Annotated in this window: 23 protein-coding genes; 4 read left to right on the top strand and 19 right to left on the bottom strand. The window is 39.8% G+C overall.

What is annotated here, in order from left to right:
* Nucleotides 1-40: 40 nt before the first annotated feature.
* Nucleotides 41-2,146: an adenylate/guanylate cyclase domain-containing protein gene (locus ACQQ5U_RS02795; protein WP_437395417.1), complete on the bottom strand. Its 2,106-nt coding sequence runs from the start codon at nt 2,144-2,146 to the stop codon at nt 41-43.
* Between ACQQ5U_RS02795 and ACQQ5U_RS02790 the strand changes: the two genes are divergently transcribed.
* Nucleotides 2,145-2,912 carry a JAB domain-containing protein gene (locus ACQQ5U_RS02790; protein ID WP_437395416.1) on the top strand — a complete coding sequence of 256 codons (768 nt, stop codon included), beginning with the start codon at nt 2,145-2,147 and terminating at the stop codon, nt 2,910-2,912. The genes ACQQ5U_RS02795 and ACQQ5U_RS02790 overlap by 2 nt on opposite strands.
* A gap of 29 nt (nt 2,913-2,941) precedes the next feature.
* On the opposite strand, the gene ACQQ5U_RS02785 is transcribed toward ACQQ5U_RS02790, so the two are convergent.
* From ACQQ5U_RS02785 to ACQQ5U_RS02700, 18 genes are all read right to left on the bottom strand, one after another.
* On the bottom strand, nt 2,942-3,349 hold the full coding sequence (locus ACQQ5U_RS02785; protein WP_437395415.1) for a hypothetical protein: 408 nt from the start codon (nt 3,347-3,349) through the stop codon (nt 2,942-2,944).
* A complete protein-coding gene (locus ACQQ5U_RS02780; RefSeq protein WP_437395414.1) occupies nt 3,346-5,607 on the bottom strand; it encodes an ATP-binding protein in 2,262 nt (753 codons plus the stop codon). Before ACQQ5U_RS02780 ends, ACQQ5U_RS02785 begins: the two co-directional genes overlap by 4 nt.
* Entirely contained in the window at nt 5,604-6,788 is a 1,185-nt protein-coding gene (locus ACQQ5U_RS02775; protein ID WP_437395413.1) for an MvaI/BcnI family restriction endonuclease, read from the bottom strand. The genes ACQQ5U_RS02780 and ACQQ5U_RS02775 overlap by 4 nt, the downstream gene beginning before the upstream one ends.
* Nucleotides 6,785-8,998 (bottom strand): DNA cytosine methyltransferase, encoded by a 2,214-nt coding sequence (locus tag ACQQ5U_RS02770; RefSeq protein ID WP_437395412.1) that lies wholly within the window; start codon nt 8,996-8,998, stop codon nt 6,785-6,787. The genes ACQQ5U_RS02775 and ACQQ5U_RS02770 overlap by 4 nt, the downstream gene beginning before the upstream one ends.
* A gap of 241 nt (nt 8,999-9,239) precedes the next feature.
* Nucleotides 9,240-9,620, bottom strand: a complete 381-nt coding sequence (locus tag ACQQ5U_RS02765) for a DUF302 domain-containing protein (RefSeq protein ID WP_437395411.1) — start codon at nt 9,618-9,620, stop codon at nt 9,240-9,242.
* Nucleotides 9,621-9,636: 16 nt separating this feature from the next.
* Nucleotides 9,637-10,521 carry a helix-turn-helix domain-containing protein gene (locus ACQQ5U_RS02760; protein WP_437395410.1) on the bottom strand — a complete coding sequence of 295 codons (885 nt, stop codon included), beginning with the start codon at nt 10,519-10,521 and terminating at the stop codon, nt 9,637-9,639.
* Nucleotides 10,522-10,759: 238 nt separating this feature from the next.
* Nucleotides 10,760-11,176, bottom strand: a complete 417-nt coding sequence (locus tag ACQQ5U_RS02755) for a DUF1348 family protein (RefSeq protein WP_437395409.1) — start codon at nt 11,174-11,176, stop codon at nt 10,760-10,762.
* Between the two features lie 71 nt (nt 11,177-11,247).
* Nucleotides 11,248-11,715, bottom strand: a complete 468-nt coding sequence (locus ACQQ5U_RS02750) for a YHS domain-containing (seleno)protein (RefSeq protein WP_437395408.1) — start codon at nt 11,713-11,715, stop codon at nt 11,248-11,250.
* 23 nt (nt 11,716-11,738) lie between these two features.
* A complete protein-coding gene (locus ACQQ5U_RS02745; protein ID WP_437395407.1) occupies nt 11,739-12,284 on the bottom strand; it encodes a carboxymuconolactone decarboxylase family protein in 546 nt (181 codons plus the stop codon).
* A gap of 209 nt (nt 12,285-12,493) precedes the next feature.
* Nucleotides 12,494-13,228 carry a cysteine hydrolase gene (locus tag ACQQ5U_RS02740; protein ID WP_437395406.1) on the bottom strand — a complete coding sequence of 245 codons (735 nt, stop codon included), beginning with the start codon at nt 13,226-13,228 and terminating at the stop codon, nt 12,494-12,496.
* Between the two features lie 418 nt (nt 13,229-13,646).
* Nucleotides 13,647-13,865: a hypothetical protein gene (locus ACQQ5U_RS02735; protein ID WP_437395405.1), complete on the bottom strand. Its 219-nt coding sequence runs from the start codon at nt 13,863-13,865 to the stop codon at nt 13,647-13,649.
* A gap of 160 nt (nt 13,866-14,025) precedes the next feature.
* The gene (locus tag ACQQ5U_RS02730; RefSeq protein WP_437395404.1) at nt 14,026-15,225 is read right to left on the bottom strand and encodes a PQQ-dependent sugar dehydrogenase; all 1,200 of its coding nucleotides are present in this window, start codon (nt 15,223-15,225) and stop codon (nt 14,026-14,028) included.
* Nucleotides 15,226-15,375: 150 nt separating this feature from the next.
* Nucleotides 15,376-15,930, bottom strand: a complete 555-nt coding sequence (locus ACQQ5U_RS02725) for a DUF4251 domain-containing protein (protein WP_437395403.1) — start codon at nt 15,928-15,930, stop codon at nt 15,376-15,378.
* A 68-nt stretch (nt 15,931-15,998) separates the two neighbouring features.
* The gene (locus ACQQ5U_RS02720; protein ID WP_437395402.1) at nt 15,999-16,916 is read right to left on the bottom strand and encodes an EamA family transporter; all 918 of its coding nucleotides are present in this window, start codon (nt 16,914-16,916) and stop codon (nt 15,999-16,001) included.
* Between the two features lie 108 nt (nt 16,917-17,024).
* Nucleotides 17,025-17,342, bottom strand: a complete 318-nt coding sequence (locus ACQQ5U_RS02715; RefSeq protein ID WP_437395401.1) for a hypothetical protein — start codon at nt 17,340-17,342, stop codon at nt 17,025-17,027.
* Between the two features lie 161 nt (nt 17,343-17,503).
* Nucleotides 17,504-18,196 carry an OmpA family protein gene (locus ACQQ5U_RS02710; RefSeq protein WP_437395400.1) on the bottom strand — a complete coding sequence of 231 codons (693 nt, stop codon included), beginning with the start codon at nt 18,194-18,196 and terminating at the stop codon, nt 17,504-17,506.
* A 4-nt stretch (nt 18,197-18,200) separates the two neighbouring features.
* Complete coding sequence (locus ACQQ5U_RS02705; RefSeq protein WP_119608359.1) at nt 18,201-18,686, bottom strand: lipocalin family protein; 486 nt, start codon at nt 18,684-18,686, stop codon at nt 18,201-18,203.
* An 87-nt stretch (nt 18,687-18,773) separates the two neighbouring features.
* On the bottom strand, nt 18,774-20,753 hold the full coding sequence (locus tag ACQQ5U_RS02700) for an alpha-ketoacid dehydrogenase subunit alpha/beta (protein ID WP_437395399.1): 1,980 nt from the start codon (nt 20,751-20,753) through the stop codon (nt 18,774-18,776).
* A 109-nt stretch (nt 20,754-20,862) separates the two neighbouring features.
* Here ACQQ5U_RS02700 and ACQQ5U_RS02695 point away from each other — a divergent pair, with 109 nt between their 5' ends.
* From ACQQ5U_RS02695 to ACQQ5U_RS02685, 3 genes are all read left to right on the top strand, one after another.
* Nucleotides 20,863-21,813 (top strand): isopenicillin N synthase family dioxygenase, encoded by a 951-nt coding sequence (locus ACQQ5U_RS02695; RefSeq protein ID WP_437395398.1) that lies wholly within the window; start codon nt 20,863-20,865, stop codon nt 21,811-21,813.
* A 2-nt stretch (nt 21,814-21,815) separates the two neighbouring features.
* Entirely contained in the window at nt 21,816-22,145 is a 330-nt protein-coding gene (locus ACQQ5U_RS02690; RefSeq protein WP_437395397.1) for a translation initiation factor, read from the top strand.
* 143 nt (nt 22,146-22,288) lie between these two features.
* The gene (locus ACQQ5U_RS02685) at nt 22,289-23,221 is read left to right on the top strand and encodes a DUF1835 domain-containing protein (protein ID WP_437395396.1); all 933 of its coding nucleotides are present in this window, start codon (nt 22,289-22,291) and stop codon (nt 23,219-23,221) included.
* The last annotated feature ends 2 nt before the right edge of the window (nt 23,222-23,223 follow it).

Raw genomic sequence — 23,223 nt, 5'->3', positions numbered from 1 at the left:
CCTGCGAACAACGTTTGGGGCGGTTTTTATTGAAAGAAACCTACTCCGGCCAATTGATTTGATTGTACAGGGCCACATACCGGGGGTCATTTGCCTTTCTGTACGGTTGTAGCCAATATTCCGTTTTCAGCCACAAGGTTTCCACATCCTTGCGTTCGACCGACTTTTTCAACCATTCAAAAGCGGTATCCTCATCCTTCAGGTAAAAATAGTACATGGCCAAAAACCACGCTGGCGAGCCTGCCATGCCTTGATCGTACTGTTCTTGCAGCAGGTCCAGTTTTTCCTGAATTTTGGCCGGGTCCACACCATCGTGGTGCAGGGCCACCGCATCGTAATAGAGATGTACCGACGCATTGTCCAGAAAGTTGGTTCGTAGGATATTGTTCATTTCCTTGAACGCCTCAAAATTGCCCATGTTCAGGTGTACCATGGCCACATCCCGTGTATAGAACAGATCGTGCTTGAAACGGCTGTCACAACGGTTCATCAAACTGTCGGCCTTGGCCCAATCCCCCGCCAGAAAATAGGCGCGGATCATCTGTGCATACCCGTTGCCCGCATCGGGGAAACGGTCGATGTAGTTTTCCGCAAAGTGGATGCTCTCGTCAAATCGGCCCAACATATTGCTGTACACCGAGTAGAAAGCCCCATCCGGAAAGGGAGGCAATATGGCCACCAACGACAAATGTTCCTCCGAATACTTAAAATCGTGTTCAAAGAAAAATTTGCTCACCAACAAATATTGTGACGCCTCCAAAGTGGGTTTCAACGCTATGGATTTTTCCAGGTACTCTGCGGCCCTCGTTCTGGACTCCTCTTGTTTAAAATAGCCCCAGATCATGCCGCCAATAGTGTAGATGCGGGCCAGACCGATATAGCCCTCGGCCCTATTCGGCTCCAATTGGATCACTTTTTGGTACAATGGCATGGCCTGGTACATGGATTCCTTATCCATTTTATTGGTAAGGGCATCGGCGCGGGCCAACAATTCGTTCACATCCTTATTGTCCAAAGTTTGGTTTTGGTCGCTGGTCTTTTCCCGATTCCGGTAATGAGTGCTCAATTCGGTGGTGATCACCCCACTGGTGCGGTCTTGCAGGGTGGCTGAAATATTGTCGCCCGATACATGGTCGTACCGTTCGGACCAGAGGTACACCCGCTCCAGGGCATCGGCCAAACGCAGGTCCAGATTGTACAGACTATCCGAATGGTGCAGTGCCCCTTCCAAAATATAGCCCACCTCCAATGCCATGGCCATTTGTTGTAACGATTTACCTTGGTCCAGATAGTCCTGCACCAAGGATTTGGGCACTACTTTTATGGTGATCAGCTTGTCGGACAATTGCGCTATCAGGTCGTCGGTGATGGTTTCGCTCAGCACATCGTTTTGTGCCTCGCCGGTAAGGTTCTGAACGGGCAACACGGCAATACTGCCCAACGCCTTGTTATTTGCGACGGACGCTTCTGCATTTCCTTTGCTAAATGCATTATAACCTACCACCAAAAGGCCCAGCACGATTACCGCGGCCACTGCCCACAAACGCAGCTTACGTTTACCGCCCCCTTTGTCTCGATATTTAGACAGCAAGTCGGTAATTTTCCCGCTAGGTTCCTTTTCGTATGTTATGCGTTCCGGTACCTCCAGGTGCTCATCCACAAGGGTGAAAACGGGAATGGGTTCCTTTACGTTCTTAAAATGAAAAACGTTGAGAAAGCGGGTCTCGAATTTTTTATGGCTTCGCAGTTGGTCGTTCACCAAGCCGGAAAAGAAGATACTGCCCGGCACGGCTGCGCTCTCTATTCGGGAAGCGATATTTACGGCATCGCCCATAATATCGTCCTCGGTCAATACAATGTCGCCCACATGGATTCCAATGCGTACGGGGATCACCGGTTCCTCCCGTAACCCTTTTTGGAGAGCCAGGGCACATTCCACGGCATCTACTGCGCTGTCAAAAATAGAGAGGGTGCCATCGCCAAAGTATTGCACCAAGGTACCCCGATACTGCTCGGTAAGCTCCTTGAACAGGGTACGGTGCCTTTGACGCAACACCAATGCCTGCTGTTCATCCTCGTGCATAATGGCAGTGTACCCCTGTACATCGGTGAACATTATGGCGGTCAATTTACGGTGCATGCCCATGGCGCTAACAATTGTAATCTCTAAAATAGTAAAATGGGGCCATACTGGAACACCCAAGGACTATTTGGTGCCCCAATGGGCCTATTTTTGTTTTTCTCGCGGGCATGGATTACCTTTCCCAGACCCAAATTACAAGACACCTACCATGAATGTACGGCTTACCAAAGAACAAAAGATCAAAGTGCTCAACTCCGTGGACATATATGCGATCATGCAACAGGTATTGCTGCGCGAAAACAAGATACGCCGCAACCAAGAGCATTTTTGGGTGGTGGGCCTAAACCACAACAACAAAATACTGTTCGTGGAACTGATCGGCCTTGGGGCCAGCAACCGGGTGAACGCCGACCCGCCCGATGTGTTTAGGATGGCGATCTACAAACTGGCCAGTAAACTGATCTTGGTGCACAACCACCCCAGCGGCTCGCACGAGGTTACCGATGCCGATATTACCTTTACCGACCATATGCTAAAAGTGGGGAAACTCATAAAAGTGGAGGTGCTGGACCATTTGGTGATCACCGAAACCAATTATACCAGTTTTGCCGACCAAGGGGTGATGGACGAACTCCAAAAAAGTGGCCTGTTTGAAATTATGGGCCCCGAAAAGCAAGAACTGGAACAGTTTAAAATTGATACCGAGAAAAAGCGGGCCGAAAAAGAAAAGGCTTTGGATATTGCCAAGAAATTAAAGGCTCAAGGCGTAAACAATGAGATTATTAAAAAGGCTACGGGATTGAGCTTAAAGGAGATTGGGGGGATTTGAAATTTAGTAATGAAATCAAATGAACTATACTAAGACAAAACATTTATTATTTGATCTTCTAAAGTATCCTTTGTAGAATAAAAAATATTATCAATCTCTTCATCAAATGTCTCCTCAAGTATCTTTTTAAGCTCACTTTCATTTTTTGCAGCAGAATAAAAAATAATAGGAATTTCCTTATTTGCTTTATAACCTCGGATTATCTTAATTATCTCATTACCGTTTATTCCTCCAGGAAGATTATAATCAATACATACCAAACCAATTGCTAATGATTCTAACTCTAAGTGAGAATCCTTGTCAAACTCTTCTTTACTTACATAATGCCAAGGGACTATTGCAAAACCAAGATCTTCTCTGTCTTCTTTAAAGTTGGCCAGAGTACCATCAACAAACTCAGTATCATCTTCAATCCATAACAAATCCGTAACTATCATTCTTTTATTATTAAATTAAATTCAGTAGGTTTCTTTGACGCTTTGTTTAGTGTTATATCTCCTCCCATTTCATTCAACATTTTTTTCACATGATATAATCCGATACCAGACCCTGAGGTGGTGGTGAATCCAAAATTAAATATATTTTTTGCAATATCATCTTTAATTCCTGAACCATCATCCGCGAAATTAATATTTAGATTTCCATCCACAATTTTAAATGAAATAAATATATTTTCAGCTTTGGCTCGTCTCGAATTACTAATCAAATTATCTATTATTATATTTAATTCTATTGGTTTTAATTCCTTTATGAATTTAACTTCCGTTTTGTTATTTATATGGACTATTGGTTTTTGTGAAGAAACTAATCCTAAAATGTTTTGAATGTATTCAGTAATATATTCCACAACATCAATTTCAATTGAAGATGTGTATAATTGAAAATTAGCTTTAGATGCAAACTTAGAAATAGATAAAATTTTTCTGTTTTCAAAAATCACTTTTTGAATAATTTCTACCAATTCCACATTTGAGATTTCCTTACCCTTTCTAATTCTCTTAACTAAAAGTTTTAGATTGTTGTCAATATTTTTTGATGAAATTCCAATGTGATGCAAAAAACTTACGACCTCTTCAAATTCCTGAGATTTGATTGATTTTAGAAAAAGATTTTCGGATTCTTTTTGATCCAATTCTTTCTCTGTTTTTTCAGCAATATTCCTCTGCTCATCTGCTTCTTTTTCAGCAAAAACTCTTGCTTTCTGAAGTTCTTTTAATTTTTTCGCAGCTAACTTTGTTTGCTTAATTAAATCCTCATCACCACTCCTCGATGCTATCCGATTAAGATTACTTACAAGAGTTTCAGCACTGCTACTTTGGTTTTTTTCAATAAGAGACAGGACATTTTCTGAATATTCAAAATCCACAATATTATCCGACCCTGAAAGTTGAGCAATTAATGAAGTAATACGTGTTCTCATATCTTGTATGTCAACATCTGTATCTTCAATACTTAACCCCCACTTTTGAACATCAACAACATATCGTTCCAACCGTCTTAAAGTGTTCCAAAAGAATTCTTCTAAACTTTCATAAGTTTTAGTTTTAATTAAGCCATCTCCCCTACTTGAAGTTTCTTTCAACTCTTCAGAATCTTCAAGTATGTTAATTTGCCCCATTACTTCTCTAGTACCTAAATATCTACTATAACCTTGACTTTTCCTTCGATCTATTTTTAAAGGATCTTCCCCTGGTTCACCATAGGGGTAAATCCTAAATCCATTTTTATATAAAAAAATATGGCCATAATTTATTACGGGCACTCCCATTCTTCTGGCAAAAGTCAACTTAGCAGATTGATTAAGGTAATAGATAGTTATATCTATTGACTTCAATAAAGGAAAGTTATTTTTCTCTTTAACTTTATAAACCAAAGTTCCTCCATCCGACAATGAGGTAGTGATATAATCACCATTTCTATCTATTCTTGAAGTAATCTTTGTTGTTTTCAACCCTAAAGTGTCGAATATAAAATTTCTAACTTCACCATTGACTTTTTCATAATACTCGTCAGATTTCGAATCCTCTTGTTCTTCTTCCTTACAATGGATATAAACTTTAAATTCATTATCAGCTTCGTCACTAATTCTAGGATTGATTAGTTTGGCTATGGAATCCTTTAATTTTAATAATTTTTTCCTATTCCAATCACTTCTTAAATCACCTATTTCTAGCACGGTTCCATGACTCAAACCGTAAGCACTGATTGATTTAGTTTCATGCAGAACACTTATATCTATAAAATTCCTTTTTGTATCCTCTTCGAACTTTTCCCATTCTGTAAAAAGCATTTCGGTTCTACCATTTTTTTTAGTAGATTCAAGCATTAAGGTTTTTCCCAATCTATCACAGGAAAACCTACCAATACCCTTAGCTCCTGCAAAAGCCCTTTTAACGTAAATTCTATCTCGATAATCAAATCCCTCATCCTCGGTTCCGTCTTTTTTTGCTGAATAAGCGACAAAAAGCCATTTAGATTTTATATCATCCAGACTCATTCCCTTACCATTGTCTTTAATAATGATTTTAGGATTATTCCCATAGATATCATTAAAGTATATATCAACTTGGTCAGCATATGCGTCAAAAGAATTTTTAACCAATTCAAAAACAGCAATGAAATCATCTGTAATTAAATCCTTGCCAATGATATCCTTTAAAGCAGCGCTAACCTTAAATTTCAGTTCCTTTTTCATATGATCATCAAGTTATGAATCTTACTCGGTGGAAACAAAAGATCAAGACTGTTAGGTTTTATTTTAAACAATGGTCCTTTTTCAACCACTTTTCCCTTTGCATTTCTTTTAATTAGATGGTCTAGAGTAATTATGCCTTGCTCTAAAAGAATATCGAATTGAGAAACCAAAGGCTTTCTGGTATGCTCTACTTGTTTATACTGAAAATACTCCTTGCCATCGACATGGATAACATCCGCTGCAACCCAAAACGTTTCTTTGTGTTTTTCCAATAATCTTTGATGAAGTTTTTCCAAAGACCACACCACAAACTCTCCTATTCTTTTATCATTGGAATACTCTATGAGTTGGTTTATATCCATATCCAACTTTAAAGATAGACCCTGAGAGTTTGAAACTATGGAGGAAACTGTACAATACAACTTAAAGTCTTCTTCTCTCCAATATCCAAATGCATCCAAAATCTCTGCTGAACTTTTGAACTTGCTTAGATTCCAATCAGGTACTTGTGCAAATAAATTCTTTCTATTTCCTTTTTTGGCACGAAATGATTTAAGCTCTATTCCTTTATAATCGGGTAGTTTTGAAGAATTTATATCTATTCCCAAAGCAGTCTCCAAAGTTCTTCCAACTGATGTATCAGCATTTACAATGGATAAGATTGGTCCTTTTTGTGCAAGTTCTATTAATTTTTGAAGCAATTCTGAAGAAGTTTCACTTTCTATTGCATTTATTTCTTTTACCAACTCTCCCAATGGATTCGAAATTGAGCTTTCCAATAAATGACTCACTGGAAGCTTGGTCAAATTGATTACATGCAATTGATTTTCAAAAGTGATTATAGACAAGATATCATTTGGGTCCGAATATTTGGATAAACCAGAAAACCAGATTCTAGGATCTCCTTTTTTAGTTTTTGGTCTATAAAGTGACGCATTTGATTTATGAATTTTATCCGACTCATAAATAAATGCTTTAATTATTACTTTATGGTCAGGCCCTTGAGATTGCAAATCATAATCATGAAGATTATTGTTCTTTAAATAATTTCTAATAGTACCAGTAGCATCCATGATTGACTTTTTTAAACCTGTTTCCGTAGGTTCAATTAGAGTCAATGAAATAGAATTTTCAGTTAGAGTTTTAAGCTTTGCTTCTTCTGATTGGGTTAGTTTCCTCATTTAATGTTTTTCAATATTTCCATGGCAACTGCCCTAGCCATTAATGGAGGAACTGCATTGCCAACTAAAGTGTATTGTGGCAATTCTGACTTTCTATTGTTCCCTCCAGTTGATCGTTTGCCTTGAAACACAAATGAATCATCGAAAGACTGTAATCTGGCCATCTCCCTAACCGTAAGTGCACGAGGAGTATTGTAATGTATATAATCATCAGGTATGGTCATTACAGTTGGACTCTGCCTATCTGGTTTTAAAACATTATAATTTCTTTTATTGGAAGCTAATCCACACTGCTGCAACTTAGGTTGTGCCTTTCTATAGTCACCCTCTTTTAAAATAATGTCCAGACGCTCAATTACATCTTTATTTTGGTTGCTTGTTTTGTGATTGTGCAATACGTCAAATGTTCTTTCACCATTTTCAAGAGCTTGTGCATTTCTCACGTAAAATGGGTTTGTGGCATTTTTAAATCTTCCGTTAAGCCTCCCTTTTTTGCTCCAATCCGAAAAAGTCATACCATTTGAGTTAACAGGTTTTCCGTCTATCATTCGCGTCTTAAGAAGATTTTTCATTTTTCCGGCAGTACCGTTATATTGACTTGATAAATCAACTTCTTGATAGGTATGTGCTTCTTCATTATTTTCAACAAAATCAAGATCATATAAAGCTTCAAACACAGAAACCTTTTCATCTTCTGAGACAGTAGCTGGAATTTCGGAGATAAACTTCTGGTCTTTTCTACACCCAATAAACAGCACTCTTTCTCTATTTTGAGGAACACCATAATTAGATGAGTTAGCTATGAATGGTGCTTTAATTCTATAAAGACGTATATCCTCAATTATTTTATTCAATTCTAAAATCTGAAAATCATTGCAAAACGAACGAATGACTTCCAAACAATCATCAATATTAAGAACATAAATTTTTAAGGCCTGAACAATGTCCCCACAGTCCTTTTTGAATTCATTCTTAACGTTAAGGTCTTTAAAAGCAGCCTCTATTTTACCAATAATCTCATTAGAATCAATTTCTGAAATAAAAGAAGTGAATGCATCAACGAAATAGTCATTATCAATATTACAGAAGTCCTTTTCTCTTATGATATCACGTTTTAGCTTCTCCCATTCTTTGCTTCTTATCAAAAGATTGAAACCATGTCGAATTGTACTAATTCTGACATCAGTTTTGCTTGTTTTGTAATCAACAATTTCTGGGGTCAGTTTTTTGAACTTAGAATCAATAACCTTAATGTAGTTTTCTTTTGATTTCTCTGATTTATCATCAGTGAACTGCTCCAATTCAACCCTTTTAACCAAACAGTCCAAAAGGAAGTTTTCGTCAAGATTGTTTTTCTTTAAAGATTTTATAAATGCTGCTAATCTTGGTATTTCATTGATATCGACAATTGAATTTATCTCTTTCAATATCAACTCTTTGATTTTTCCCTTTTCCTTGGTGAGAATGCCTTTTACATTCTCCATCACAAAATATTTGGGCTGTAGAATTTTTATGACTTCCAAATAATGTGAGAAAAGGTCATCTTTTTTATCAAATTTCTTTCTTTTTCCAGCAAGACTAAAACTTTGGCAAGGTGGCCCTCCGCAAACAACATCAACTTTTTTACCATCAATCTTTTTGAGCAAATTGTCAATGAAATCAGGCTCTGTAATATCTTGACATAAGAATTCAGTTCCCAATCCCAATTGATGATTATATCGAACTAAATGGGTCAATTCCGAATTTTCATTGATATCATTAGCCAAAAGAAAATCAAAAAACTTTTCTTCAGTATCAGCCTGCAAAAAACCCTCGCTAAAACCGCCTGCTCCAGCAAATAAATCAATAAAAGTTATTGGTGTTCCGTAAATAGGTGATTCTTCACTAACAATATGGATATTATTACTATCCTTGTAGGCTGCAACAAATTCATTTAATATTACTTTTATTTCTTTGTTGGTGTATTTTTTTCGGTAAGAATTATTAAATAATTCATCGGTCCTATCTTTTAAATAATTCAGATAGTGATTAATTTCAACTGCATTTTCTGCACTATTTTTCGCCAATTGGCTTTCTTTATCAAAATCATCTGGACGAATCTTTTCGCCAGTAGATAATTTAACTTGTTCTGAATTGCAATTTATTCTTAAATGAATTGGTGCAAACCCTTTTTTATCAGACTTATCGAGGTAAAAATTAATAGTCGCCATTTTTTTACGGACATTATTACGGACACGGACGAATTTACGGACAGGTTTTTTGTATTGCAAATATTGCATTGCAATAATTGCAATATTTTATTAACAATTTATATTTGGCTTTTATTTAAAGATTACGGAAAACCGTAACCCCATAAAAAAAAGCCCTAAAGGGCTTTCTTTATCATTCCAAAAACTAAGTATAAAACCGCCCCATACAGCCTACTGCGGGGGCGGTTTTTTTACTAGATAATTAATAGTTGTCGACTATTCTCTTTACCCGTTCCAACATTTCGGCTGCCATGGCAGGGTCCAAGCCATAATCCTGTAGGCTGCCCACAGGGTTTTTAAAGCTCAGTTGGGTGGTTTGGGCATCAATTTCTTGTAGTACCAGTTTTAAGGGGATATCGTTTATGGCCAGGGGGTCGTTCTCCATGATCTGGGCAATGTATTTGGGCTCAAAAAAGAGCAATTGCCGCAATTGGGATATAGTTACGCCATGTTTGGCCACAATGGCCTGGGTATCTATCTCGTGCAACAGCAAAAAGCCATGTTCCACTATGCGCTGTTGTAGGGTTTTGTACACCTGCCCAAAGGGCAGCGGCAAGGTTTGGTCTATTACATTTATTTTCATTAAGTAAGGGTTTCGTTTAAGCTACGGCGCCACGGGCAAAGCCCACGGTTTCGCGATAAGTTTTGGGAGATATTTCGGCATTGTTCTTAAAAAAGCGGCTAAAGTAGTGCTCATCGTCGTACCCAAGGTCGTAGGCGATCTCTTTTACCGTTTTGTTGGTGAGGTACAGCTCGCGCTTGGCCTCAATAATGATCCGTTCGCTGATCAGGTTGGTCATGGTCTTGTTAAAATGGTTCTTGGTCATTTTGGCCAGGGCCTTGGGGCTAATGTTCAGCAGATCGGCATATTCTCCTGCGGAGTGCATGGTCCTGTAGTGGGTCTCTATCAGGTTTTTGAGCTTTTGGAGGATAAAGGGCTCCTTTTCGCCCGGCGTGCCCTCCAAGGCTTCGGGCTGTTGCTTGGCCTTGGCACGGGAGGCCGTGATCAAGAATATTTTAAGGTAGGAGACCAACAGCTCGTACTGCGCCATTTCCGATTTTTGCACCTCGTTGTACATCTGCTGCAACATCAGTTCAAAATTTTGGCACATATCCTCCGTAACACAGAGCATGGGCGGACTGTAAATGTTGTTAAAGAGCACTCCGTTACAGGCCACTTGTTCGTGGTGCTTGTGAATGCAGAAAAAATCGGGATGAAAATTTAACACCACGCCCTCCAACGGTTCTTCCTCGCTTATGGTAAAAGGTTGGTAGGGCGTTACGGCAAATAGGGTATTTGGCGTAAACGTGTACTCCGTAAAGTCCACTTGGGCGGTACCCCTCCCCTTTTTTATCCAGATCAAGGAATAGTAGCTAAACCGGTGCGTGTCGCAAAACTGGCAGCTATCCTCAAAATTGGAGAGTTTAAAGGCCAGGTTGCCGGTTTGTTCGTCGATGAGCGTGTTGGTGTTGTAGATCTCCATATATAAATACTATAAATTGAATATCAGCAATCAAAATTTGTCATTTCGAACGGTGTTTTGAGCCGTAGGCCAAAAACTGTATCGAGAAAACCCGAACTGACGGTCCTTAAAATGTACTTTCTCTTCGAACTGTCATCCTGAGCGCAGTCAAGACCTCATTTTAAAATGATGAGATTGGCAACTTTTCGACTGCGCTCGAAGTGACAATACATTAAAATTGATAACGAACAACAAATTATTATAATCGTCTTTCGGTTTCCGCTATGGGCAGATCGTTGATACTGGCGTAGCGTTTCTGCATAAGCCCGTGCTCGTTGAATTCCCAATTCTCGTTTCCATACGCGCGTATCCACGCTCCTTCGGCATTCTGGTATTCATATTCAAAACGAACTGCAATCTTATTGTCGGTAAAGGCCCATAGTTCCTTTCTTAATTTGTAGTTTTTTTCTTTTTTCCACTTTTCTGTTAAAAATGAAACTACCTCCTCACGGCCGTTGACAAACTGGGAACGATTGCGCCATTCCGTGTCCACCGTGTAGGCTTTGCTCACTTTTTCGGGGTCTTGGCTGTTCCAGGCATCTTCTGCCAATTGTACTTTTTCCTTTGCGGTTTCCTCGGTAAAGGGGGGCAACGGGAATTTTTTCTCTATTTCCATGTTGGGAATTTTTCACAAAAAAAAAGGGTAGGACCCATGACATGGCCCTACCCTAAAACTAATTAAAACTACTACTTGCTATTTTTAACCTTGGGCCATTTGGCGTGTGCCGCCTTAGTAAGCTCAGTGGTTCTTTGGTTCCAATCCAAAGAAGTATCCAATGTACCACCGTCGAAAGGTCCGTTGTAGAACAAATACAATTTACCATCTACGATATCGTAGGTTTCCGGGTTGATGGGGAACTTAGTGTCCTTAGCGGCTACACCCCAAGCACACCAACCATCGAACTGTGGCAAATATTTTTCAGGTGCTTTTGTAAATGCCATTTTGTTGGCATTGCTAGAAAAGTAGTAAGTAGCACCATTGTGCTTGGCCATATGGCTCTTGCTACCTTTTTTTGCTCCACCCGAAAAGTAGGCCACAACATCGTAACCACCAATGGCAAGACCGTTATCGTCTACCGGCTGGGTCTGTGCTTGCACGCTGATGGCGGCAAACAACATAATTCCAAAAAGAAATAAATTTTTAAACGTTTTCATCTTTAATTTAATTTAAGTGTTAATTATACCGTAGCGGCTTCCACTACTGGGAAATCGATATCGGTGTTAGCTGTGTTATTGAAATAGTTGGTAAAAATGTTCAAAGCTACATGTGCTATGATCTCACCTATTGCACCATCGGTATATCCGGCATCTTTAACAGCTGCTACGTCTTCAGAGGAAACGCGTCCGTTTTTGGCGATCAATGCTTTTGCAAAGTTCAAGGCGGCAGCAATTTTTGGATCTGCGTTCTTACCATCTCTTGCAGCACTCAAAGTATCAGTATCGATACCTACCAATTTTTCACCGATAAACGAGTGAGCGGATAGGCAATAGTTACAGGCGTTGGATTCTGCTACGGTCAAGGCGATCAATTCGCCCAATTTTCCACCCAAAGATCCTTTGCCCAAAATATCGCCTAGGTTCAAGTAGCCTTCCAAAACAACTGAAGAGTTACCCATAGTTCTCATCATGTTGGGAACCATACCCAATTTACTTTGGATACCTTCGAATAATTCTTTTGATCTTCCGGTTGCTTCCTTTGGATCTAATGCTTGTAAACGTGTCATAATTTTCTGTTTTTTTATTAAAAATTTGCTTGTCAACTTGTGACAATGCAAAGGTGTTACAATGTAAGCTGGGATAAAATGGACAGATGTCGCAACTCCTTGGACAATTTTCCCCATTTGAGTTCAATTACCTGAACATCAATAAAAAAGGGGCCAAACCTAAGTTTGACCCCCAACACTTCAACTTCAACATCACTAACACTTAAGTTTTACTTCATGTCGTGCATTTTCAATTCTTTCACCAATTCTTTTGTAGTGAAGACACGGCTAGAAATCATTTTGTAGTTGGTCTGAGCAGCTTGGTTACCGTCCAATCCAGGTAGTTTAGCAGAAGCTGTAGCGTCACCCACTACGGCAACTTCAAAACCGTTTTCCACCAATTCCCTCATGTGTGATTCAGCACAAAGGTTACCGGACATTCCAGCCAAGATTACTTTGTCCACACCTTGTTTTCTCAATTGTAGGGCCAAATCGTTGGACTCGGAACCGAACACTTTGTGAGGACTTGTAACCACTACCCTATCCTTGTTGATGTACTTTTTGTAACGGGGCAACCAATCGGCACCGGAACCTTCAAAACCTTTTACGTTCAATTGGTCCCCACGATCGAACATGTTGATGTTGTGCATCAATTTTTCGAGGGTTCCCTCAAACTTCCACACGTGATCGTGCTTGTAGTAGTAATGGGGAGAAACAAATACAGGAATGTTGTAATCTTCGCCCAACTTAAAAATGGTCTCCAAGTTCTCGATGGTGTTGTTCTCCTGAACGCTCTCTCCCACGGCACCCCATGCCACACCGTCGGGGCTAAGGAAATCGTTTTGTGGGTCGGTAATTACAATGGCGGTAGTTCCGTCAATAACAAAACCTGGTTCTGGTAATTGAGCATAGAGTCCTGAAATGGTAATCATGAACACGGTAAGTGTTCTCATCAAATTTTTCATGGTATTTTTATTTTACTGATTAAACTTAAATTTTGATGGGACAAAGTTGCGGCAATACCACGCATGATAAAATGGATAAACTACGCCAGTGAATGGACTATTTTACTTCCCTTTGATTTATCGCAATATCAAACTGATAATCTCGTCCATTCAAACAGGCTATTGGTGAACTCGAATGGGGCATTCGTCAATTGCGTGCGTAAAATAATTGCGTATGATGTAGTTTAATCAAAAAATAAGAGTATGACTACACTTGAAACTATAAATGCCTTACAGATATTTTGTTTGATTATGTTGGGAATCATTATTTACGTTGCCGGTTGGTTGTCCGGTGCAGAATGGGGGAAAAGAAACAAGGTTTGATGCAATACCAGAATTGTATTGACGTTCAACCAAACCTGAACCTACTTAAACCTACTTAACCATTTTTTGGAGAGCACCCAATATTGAATCTATTCTGGCCTACTTTGGAGATGGACAGTTCATTGTAAGAATCGATAGGCTGCGTACTGGAGAAATCCGCTATCTCTGCTGGCACAAAAGCAACAGTATTTTGGCCAAGCCCAATTTGATCTTGCGGCATGGAAAAATAAATGAAACACCCAATGGAGAGGTAACCGAGTTTATTTTTCACCATAACGAATCAATATTTACCGTGGAACACATTGTTTCTAAAATGGAGGGAGGGGCCAATTACTTTTTTATTGAGGTTACGGACAAAGACCAAAAAAAAAGTACTTGGAAAATGAGCCAAATGCCAATTCCCAAGTACTTTCAATAATTAATGTGATGTAATCTTATCCTTTGTAGGTAACCCTATAAATAGCATTGCCCTCATCATCGGATATGAGCAAAGAACCATCTTCCAAGAACAATAGATCTACCGGTCTACCAAAAGCCTCTTGAGACTCCTCGTCCAACCAACCATCAATAAAAGGTTCATAACTAACAGCTTTGCCATTTTCCAGTTTAACCATGGTTATCCTGTACCCCACTTTCGAGGAGCGGTTCCAAGAACCATGCTCGGCCAAAAATGCATGGCCTTGATATGCCTCTGGGAACATAGGGCCTTTTCCAAACTTAACACCCAAGGCAGCGACGTGGGCGCCCAAAGGTTGTACCGGGGCCACAAAATCGGAACATGGGTGCTGATCACCAAATTCTGGGTCTTTTACGGTTCCACCGTGGCAGAATGGGTAACCAAAATGCTGCCCCACTTCGGTAAGCTTATTCAGTTCACCCGGAGGTACATCGTCACCCATCATATCCCTTCCATTATCGGTAAACCATAGTTCATTGGTGTCTGGATGCCAAGTAAAGCCTACGGTGTTTCGTACACCTCGTGCCACGATCTCACGGTTACCGCCATCGGCATCCATTCGGGTAATTGTACCGAAACGCTCATCCTCATCGGTACGGTCACAAATATTGCAGGGCGCACCTACGGGTACATATAATTTGTTGTCAGGACCAAAAGCGATGTATTTCCACCCATGGTGAAATTCAGTTGGGTAATCGTCATAAATCAATTCGGGCTCTTGCGGATTTTCCAGTTGTGATTCAATGTCCGAGTATTTAAACAAACGACTTACTGCGGCCACGTACAAGGCACCGTCCCTAAAAGCCAGTCCGTTAGGCTGCTCCAAATCGGATGCAATGGTATAGGTTTCATCAGCTTTATAATCTCCATCGGTATCTTTTACGGCATATACTTTACCTTCATTTCTAGTTCCCACAAACAAAGTGCCGTCAGCACCCATGGCCATGGAACGAGCGCCTTCCAAATTTTCTGCATAGACATCAATGCTAAATCCTTCGGGAAGGTTAAGGCGATCTAAAGGCAAGTTGGTAGTTGATCGAGGAGTTGTTTCTTCCAGGTTTTCTGATACTTCTTCTGCGGTCGTGTCATTGTTACCTTCTTTGCCTTTACATGCGATAAAGGCTACCGAAAGCATTAACATTAGAATTGACCTTAGGGTCAAAGAATATGTTTTCATCTTGAGTTTTTAGGTATTTTGGTTTCTGAATCAATAAAGCTATGATAAAATGATGGAAAGAGGAAAAAGTTTAGGGTTTGATATCATTTGTCCGTAGCCAAAAGTCTGCAACGAATTTCACGTATTACCCCTAATTACTTTTAACCAGGTCTATTTTTCCTTGTATTCGGAAAGATTGCCTTGGTACCACATATTTGTTCGGTGGGTACTGGAAACGGTAAGCCTTGCCGTACCATTGGGGTACAATAGTGCAATTACCTGAAATCCTTCGGATTCTTCACTTATTGTAAAACGCATGGTTTGTCCGTCCCCTTTTTTATTGCGAGAAAATGAGAGATCCTTGGGAATACCCTCGAATATGATTCCAGTTTTGTTTTGATTGTAGTATCCGCCCATTCTACGTTCGCCGAAAAAGGGAAGGTCGGCTATAACGCTATCGCCTACCATGCGAAAATATCCTCGGGTTCCCGAGATATCGATTCGGCTTGCAGTGCTTCCTGGCGGCAACAAGCCGGAATTGGCAATATTATTAAAACTTTGGGTCGCCATAGGTTGGGCCCAATTGGCTTTAATCTCAAATTGTCTATTGGAAATCATTTGGTCCAATGCGGCAATTTCTTCCTGAGTTGCATTGTTTTTACTCGATGCGCATGCTATAGAGGTCAACAGTATGATGTATGCCCCTACTTTTACTATAGACTTCATTGATTTGATTATTAACTTCCATCAAGTTACAAAATGCCACAATCAAATCCGTGATAAATAACTGTGTTTTAACGTTTAAAGCGTTCAAAAATGGCCAACGTCTTTTTAGTGTTGATAAAATAAACACCTGTCAACAATATTACCGCTGCCATTATAGACCGTAACGTAATCTGTTCATCCAAAAAATACCATCCTAAAAGCAATGCGACAATGGGGTTAACGTAAGTGGATGTCGCCACCTTTTCCGGTGATACCGCCTTTAAAAGATAATTAAAGGATGTGAAGGCCAATATACTTCCAAAGATCACCAAGAGAACCATGGAAATTTGCACCTCTCCGCTCCAAACCATTGGGGAAGACCATTTTTCACCAAACCCAATGCTCATCAAAGCCAAAATCAGTCCTGCCGTAAACATTTGATAGCCAGTGTTGACGAAATAATTGGTGGGAAGGTCAGCTTTGGCCACAAAAAGACTTCCGTAGGCCCAACTGAGCATACAAAAGAATATCATGATCATTCCAATAATGGAATCTTCCTGTGCAATTACCTGCTTTTGACTTACCAGTAAATAAATTCCAACAATACCCAAAATGACTCCTATTACCGACATGGGTTGAATTTTTTTGCCTTGCAAAACACGCATCAACAATAAAATAATCAAGGGTTGGGAAGAAATCTCCAATGCGGCAAAACCACTATCCACGTAGCGAAGTGCCCATACCACTACTCCATTTCCAAAACTAAGAAATAGAATTCCCGCGATTATGGTGTTTAGCAACTGCTTTTTAGTAATTGTCAAGGGGATTCCCATAATCTTGGCCAAAAGGAAAATACATAATCCTGCTGTAGTGAACCTACAACTGGCCAGCATAAAAGGCTCCAGTTCCAATACGGCTATCTTGTTTAATAAATATGTAGATCCCCAAATAACATAGATGGCAAAAAAAGCCAAGATGACGAGGACAGAGTTTGAGGATTTGGCCATAAGAAGACAGATTAACTGCCTTGCAATATTACGTATGTTTATGGAAGAAATTATCTATGTCAATAAATTTTAGAATAATTTATTGTACCGATTACTTAAGTGAGATTATTAATCTACTAGGTATGAAGCAATATCGTTTTCCAATTTTTTGAAGTGATTTAAGTGTTGCTCAACTTCTTTATCGTTCGCATCTTTTAAATCTGCCTTTCGCTGTTGAATCTTGGACACGATCTGTTGGTGTTCTTTTGTATAGTTTTGGATGCTCCTTTTCAATTCATAAAACTTTTCAAATCGTTGAGGGCATTTTGGTTCGTAGGTGTAAGAGCTTAATTTTTGCGATAGGCACTGTACCATTCTATTATTTCGCTCCACCCTCACCAGTAGTTCTTGCTTATCCCTAAAACTATTCTGAGTGATGTTTTCCATAGAATATCAATAGTTTTAACATTAACAGATTGACCTCTATTAAGTTACATAAATTCTTTCAGATTCCCGATGGCTTAACTCACATTTAATGGTTTATTTAACATCTACAAACAAAAAAGCCCGGTAAATACCGGGCTTTTTATCCAATTTTAGGTTGATTCCTAATTTTCGGTTTTCTCGTAAGCTTCTTCTTTAAGCTCGTCACTTGCAACAATGGCAAGCTCTACACGCCTGTTGGCAGCTTTACCTGCGGCAGTTTCATTGCTTTCCACAGGTTGTTCTTCACCATACCATTTTGTGGTAAACCGTCCGTTGGAAATGCCCTTGGCCACCAAATAACCAGTTACGGCTTGTGCCCTACGCTGGGAAAGACCCATATTGTATTCGGCCGCACCGTCACTGTCGGTGTGTCCTTCCACCAATATGTTGGTTTTTGGATATTCCTTAAAGATTCCGGCCAATTTATCCAAAGTGGTAGCAGAAGTACCTTTAATGTCGGATTTGTTAGTGTCAAAATAAACACCGTTCTCTCCACTAAAGGTAACATTGATTCCCTCTCCTACTCGTTGTACTTCGGCACCCGGGATTTCTTGTTCGATTTGTTCTGCCTGTCGGTCCATACGGTTTCCAATGTAACCACCGGCAGCACCACCCACAACAGCACCAATAATAGCACCAAGAGCAGTATTTCCTTTACCTACATTGTTTCCGATAACACCACCGATAACCGCACCGCCACCAGCGCCAATTGCAGCGCCTTTTTGGGTGTTATTTGCGTTTTTGATGGCATCACAACTTGTAATCATGGTCAACGCTAAAAAAGCTGTTGCTCCCTTTAAAACTATATTTTTCATGTAATTATTTTTTTGAGAATTCGTAAACAATAGTCACGGGTTTTCCGTCAACTGAAACATTGGAATTAAGGGTCATGGATTGCTCCGATAGACTCACAATGTTAAGACGGTACCCATATCCTCCAGAGATATCCTTTCTGTTTTCGTCAATAAACTTAAACTGGAGTTGACTTTGGTAGTTCTGTTGCGGCTCCACCACGGACCATCTAAAAAAACGGTCTCCACCTTGGCAAAGCGAGCTTTGCTTTATGGTATAGCGCCCTGTACTATTGTTGTCCCTAAAGAACCATTCACTGTCTTCAAAGCAAATATCCTCTGCATCATTGAAGATGGTCGATTTAAAGTTTCCAGTATTGTTTTCGTAGTAAACGTTATCCAAATTCCAAGTGCCGCTGAACAGATTTCGCTGCGTTCTAGCGCTTTTGGAAACGGAACAAGACGAGAGCAAAAGTCCCATCACTGTGAAAAGTAAAAGTGATCGTTTAATCATAAGAATTAAGTTAATGTTCAAAAAATATACGATTCGGGGTATGTTTCTAGTTGTTAAATTATTAAAAAAATAGCTAACTAACTGGTTTTAATATTGATATAATCCAATTAGTTCCTCTTCAAATCTTTTTTTAGGCAAATAGTCAGCTTCAAGAGATTTTGCAAAGGGTACCGGAGTTTCCAGACTCCCCACCCGTTTGACCGGGGCATCCAAATATTCGAAACAGTTTTCCATCACCATGGCCGAAATATCGCTTGCTATCCCACCGAACAAGGTATCTTCTTGAAGCACAATCAATTTTCCTGTCTTTTTTACCGAAGCAAAAATGGTTTCCGTATCCAAAGGTTGAAGCGTTCTTAAATCCACAAGGTCTGCATCAATTTCTGGATGCTTTTCAAGAGTTTCTATGGCCCAATGCACTCCTGCACCATAAGTTACCACCGATATGGAATTTCCTTCCCTTAAAAGACTGGCCTTACCAAATGGTAACGTATAATAATCGGTGGGAACATCACCTCTAATGCTTCTATACAATCCTTTGTGCTCAAAAAAGAGAACGGGATTCGGGTCGTTTATGGCCGTGTTCAACAATCCTTTGGCATCATAAGGAAATGCTGGATATACGACTTTGAGCCCGGGGGTTTTGGTAAACCAGGCTTCATTGGTCTGTGAATGAAAGGGGCCCGCCCCTACACCGCCTCCGCAAGGCATTCGGATTACCACATCCGCTTTTTCGTTCCAGCGGTATTGTACTTTGGCCAAATAGTTGACAATCGGATTGAACCCGGAACTCGCAAAATCGGCAAACTGCATCTCCATAACAGCTTTCATTCCGTTGATGGACAATCCCATGGCAGCGGAAACAATCGCCGACTCACAAATGGGTGTGTTTCTTACCCGGCTCCTCCCAAATTTCGGTACAAAACCTTCCGTAATTTTAAAAACACCACCATAATCAGCAACATCTTGCCCCATGATTATCAGTTCGTTGTGACGATACATGGATTGTTCCAATCCTTGAGATATGGCATCAACAAATCGAATGTTTTCAGATTTGTTTGATTTTGGTTCAATATTCTGATATTCAAAATCTTGATAAACCTCTATTAATTCTTTACTTTCATTTGAAGACACTTCTGGCTCATCGAAAGCGAGCTGCAAATTAGAGTTGATTTCCTCGGTAAAACCTGCTTTGATTTCCTCAATCATTTCTTCTGTAAGCACCCCTTCCTCCAACAGAAAGCTTTCATAGTTGGAAATAGGGTCCTTCTTTTCCCATTCCTTCATTAATTTGTCCGGGACATACTTCGTGCCGCTAGCCTCCTCATGTCCACGCATCCGAAACGTTTTGAACTCCAAAAGTACTGGACGAGGTCTTCTACGAATTGCCTTGCACAGTTCATCCACCTTGGCAAATACCTCCAAAATATTGTTTCCATCAATAATTCTGGACTCAATTCCATACCCTTTGGCTCTATCCGCCAAATGTTCGCAATTATATTGCTCGTTTGTTGGAGTGGAAAGACCATACCCATTATTTTCAATGCAGAACAGAACGGGCAAATTCCAAACAGAAGCAACATTTAAGGCTTCATGGAAATCACCTTCACTAGTTGCGCCTTCTCCTGTGAAAACAGCCGTGACCCGTTTTTTTCTTCGCAACATATCCGCTAAAGCGATACCATCCGCAACCCCAAGTTGAGGGCCTAGATGGGAAATCATCCCAACAATTTTGTATTCCTGCGTGCCAAAATGAAAACTACGGTCCCTACCTTGGGTAAACCCGCTTTGTTTTCCTTGCCATTGCGCAAAAAGTCGATTTAAAGGAATGTTTCTAGAAGTGAAAACGCCCAGGTTTCGGTGCATGGGAAGGATATATTCATTTTCCTTGAGCGCCTTGGTGACACCCACGGAAATGGCCTCCTGCCCTATCCCACTAAACCATTTGGAAATTTTGCCTTGCCGCAGAAGAATCAACATTTTTTCCTCTATCATTCTCGGCATCAGCATGCCTTTGTACAAATCCAGCAACTTTTGTTGTTCCAAGCTGCCAACATGATACCTCATACAATAAAATTCTGTTGGATAAATGTAGTAAAAAGCCTTTCAAAACACCTTAAAATTCCAAAACCTTCGGCATTATTACTTATTTTTGACATATTTCAAAGATGATAATATGAGTGCTATTCCAAGTGTGGACCTGAAAGATTTTGTTTCGGGCGACCCAAAAAGAAAAGAAAAATTTGTCAAAGAAATAGGTACTGCTTTTGAAGATATTGGCTTTGTGGCGCTAAGCGGACATTTTTTATCCGATGAATTGGTGGAAAACCTATATGCCGAAATAAAAAAGTTCTTTAATCTTCCCCAAGAAGTGAAAGATGAATATGAAATTGAAGGCATTGGCGGTCAACGAGGATATACTTCCTTTGGAAAAGAACACGCCAAAGGCAAAAAAGAAGGTGACCTTAAAGAATTTTGGCATTTTGGGCAATATGTAGAGGATAATCCGAAGCTAGAAGCCGAATACCCCGACAACGTAACCGTGGAGGAACTTCCTGATTTTAATGAGGTGGGTAAGGAGACCTATAAAATGTTGGAAAAGACCGCTAAATATGTACTTCGCGCGCTGGCTTTGCACCTAGGTCTGGAAGAAACCTATTTTGATGATTTCATAAAGAACGGCAACTCCATTTTAAGGCCCATCCACTATCCGCCGATTACCGAAGAACCTAAAAATGCCGTGCGAGCGGCCGCTCATGGCGACATTAACCTTATTACCTTATTAATGGGAGCTCACGGGAAAGGACTTCAGGTAAAAGATCACGAAGGGAATTGGGTGGATGCCATTGCAAAACCAGACCAGTTGATGATCAATGTTGGGGATATGCTCTCCAGACTATCCAACAATAAATTGAAGTCAACTATCCACCAAGTAGTAAACCCACCCAAAGAGCTATGGGGCACTTCAAGGTACTCCATTCCGTTTTTTATGCATCCCGTAAGCGATATGCCTTTGGATTGCTTAGAAAACTGTATTGATGACAAGCACCCCAAAGCCTTTAATGATATTACTGCCGGGGAATATCTACATGAAAGATTGATTGATTTAGGATTGATAAAAAAATAGCAATGGACTTAGGAGACCAGCTTAAAAACTTATTTCCAGACCACGTTCCAGTAGAGCAACCTGAAAACAATAATGAAAAACCTGCTTATTGGATACAGGACGACCCTATTATCTGCAAATATGAAAAACGCAAAGGCAAACCCGTTACTATACTTGAAGGATACAATGGGGCCGATAGCGATTTTAAAAAGTTGACGAAAGACCTAAAAACGCTTTTGGGAGTTGGTGGAAGCTTTAAGAATGAAGCTATTATCATTCAGGGGGATTACCGGGACAAAATCATGGATTTCCTAAAGGAAAATGGTTTTTCTGTAAAGCGTGTTGGGGGATAACTGATAATTCGGCAATAAACCATTGCGGTTTTTTCTACATGTTAAAAAGTAGCCACATATACCAATGTTTTGTGAAAAAATTTTTGTGTTCCTGCTTTATAGCTTACTTTTATTATTCCTAACCAACGAAAACTGAACTGAAAATGAAATCACTGTTGCACATAACCAACGGGGACAGTTTCACGTCTAGATTACAATCTTTGCAATTTAATGGAGATGTAATTACCTGGAGGGAAATGCTTTGCGAAGGCAAAACCCTCTCTACAGTAGGAAGCGAATCTTTTTGGAAAACAAGATTTGAGTTCCTAAATAAAAATTACAAAGTTTCCAAATCTTGGTTTATCGAGAAAACCCTTAAGGAATATCGATCTCTTTGTAATCACAAACAACAGGACCAAATTGTCCTTTGGTTCGAATATGATCTTTTTTGCCAAATAAATATGCTAGCTGTAATCAGTTGGCTAAAAACTCACCGAAGGCATGCTGAAATTTCATTGGTATGCAGTGGCAAAGTTGAGGGTTCCGATAAACTTTATGGTCTTAATGAACTCAACAATGAAGAACTGCTTGAGCTCTACGAAAACAAAAAAGTTCTTTCGCAGGACGACATAGAATATGCAGATTATATCTGGCAATTGTATTGCAGCGATAACCCAATTCGATTGGAAAACCAGATTGCCAACAATGATTTTCAATTCGAGTATCTATCTGACGCCTTAAAAACGCATCTAAAAAGATTCCCTACCATTAAAAACGGACTTAACGATTTGGAGAACCACATTTTGGAGGTGGCCAAGCTAGAAAAACCTAAGTCCAGAAAAGAGTTAATGCAGGAATTATTGACAAACCAAGGCTTCTACGGTTTCGGGGATACACAATACGACCGAATGATTTCTTCTTTGAAACCACTTTTTAGTTCGTTTAATCCTGTCAAATTGACCAAAAAAGGGATGGATGTTTTAAAACTAGAGGCAAATTACTATTCGGAACTACGTGATAATCAAATGTATTTGGGCGGTTCCTTAAAGTATAACTTCCTGTATAATACAGAAACGGACCGAATCCTTAAATTATAGCA

Source organism: Flagellimonas lutimaris (assembly GCF_051494225.1).
In the GTDB taxonomy this organism is placed as follows: Bacteria; Bacteroidota; Bacteroidia; order Flavobacteriales; family Flavobacteriaceae; genus Flagellimonas; species Flagellimonas lutimaris_A.
This window is presented reverse-complemented; position numbering and strand designations above follow the sequence as displayed.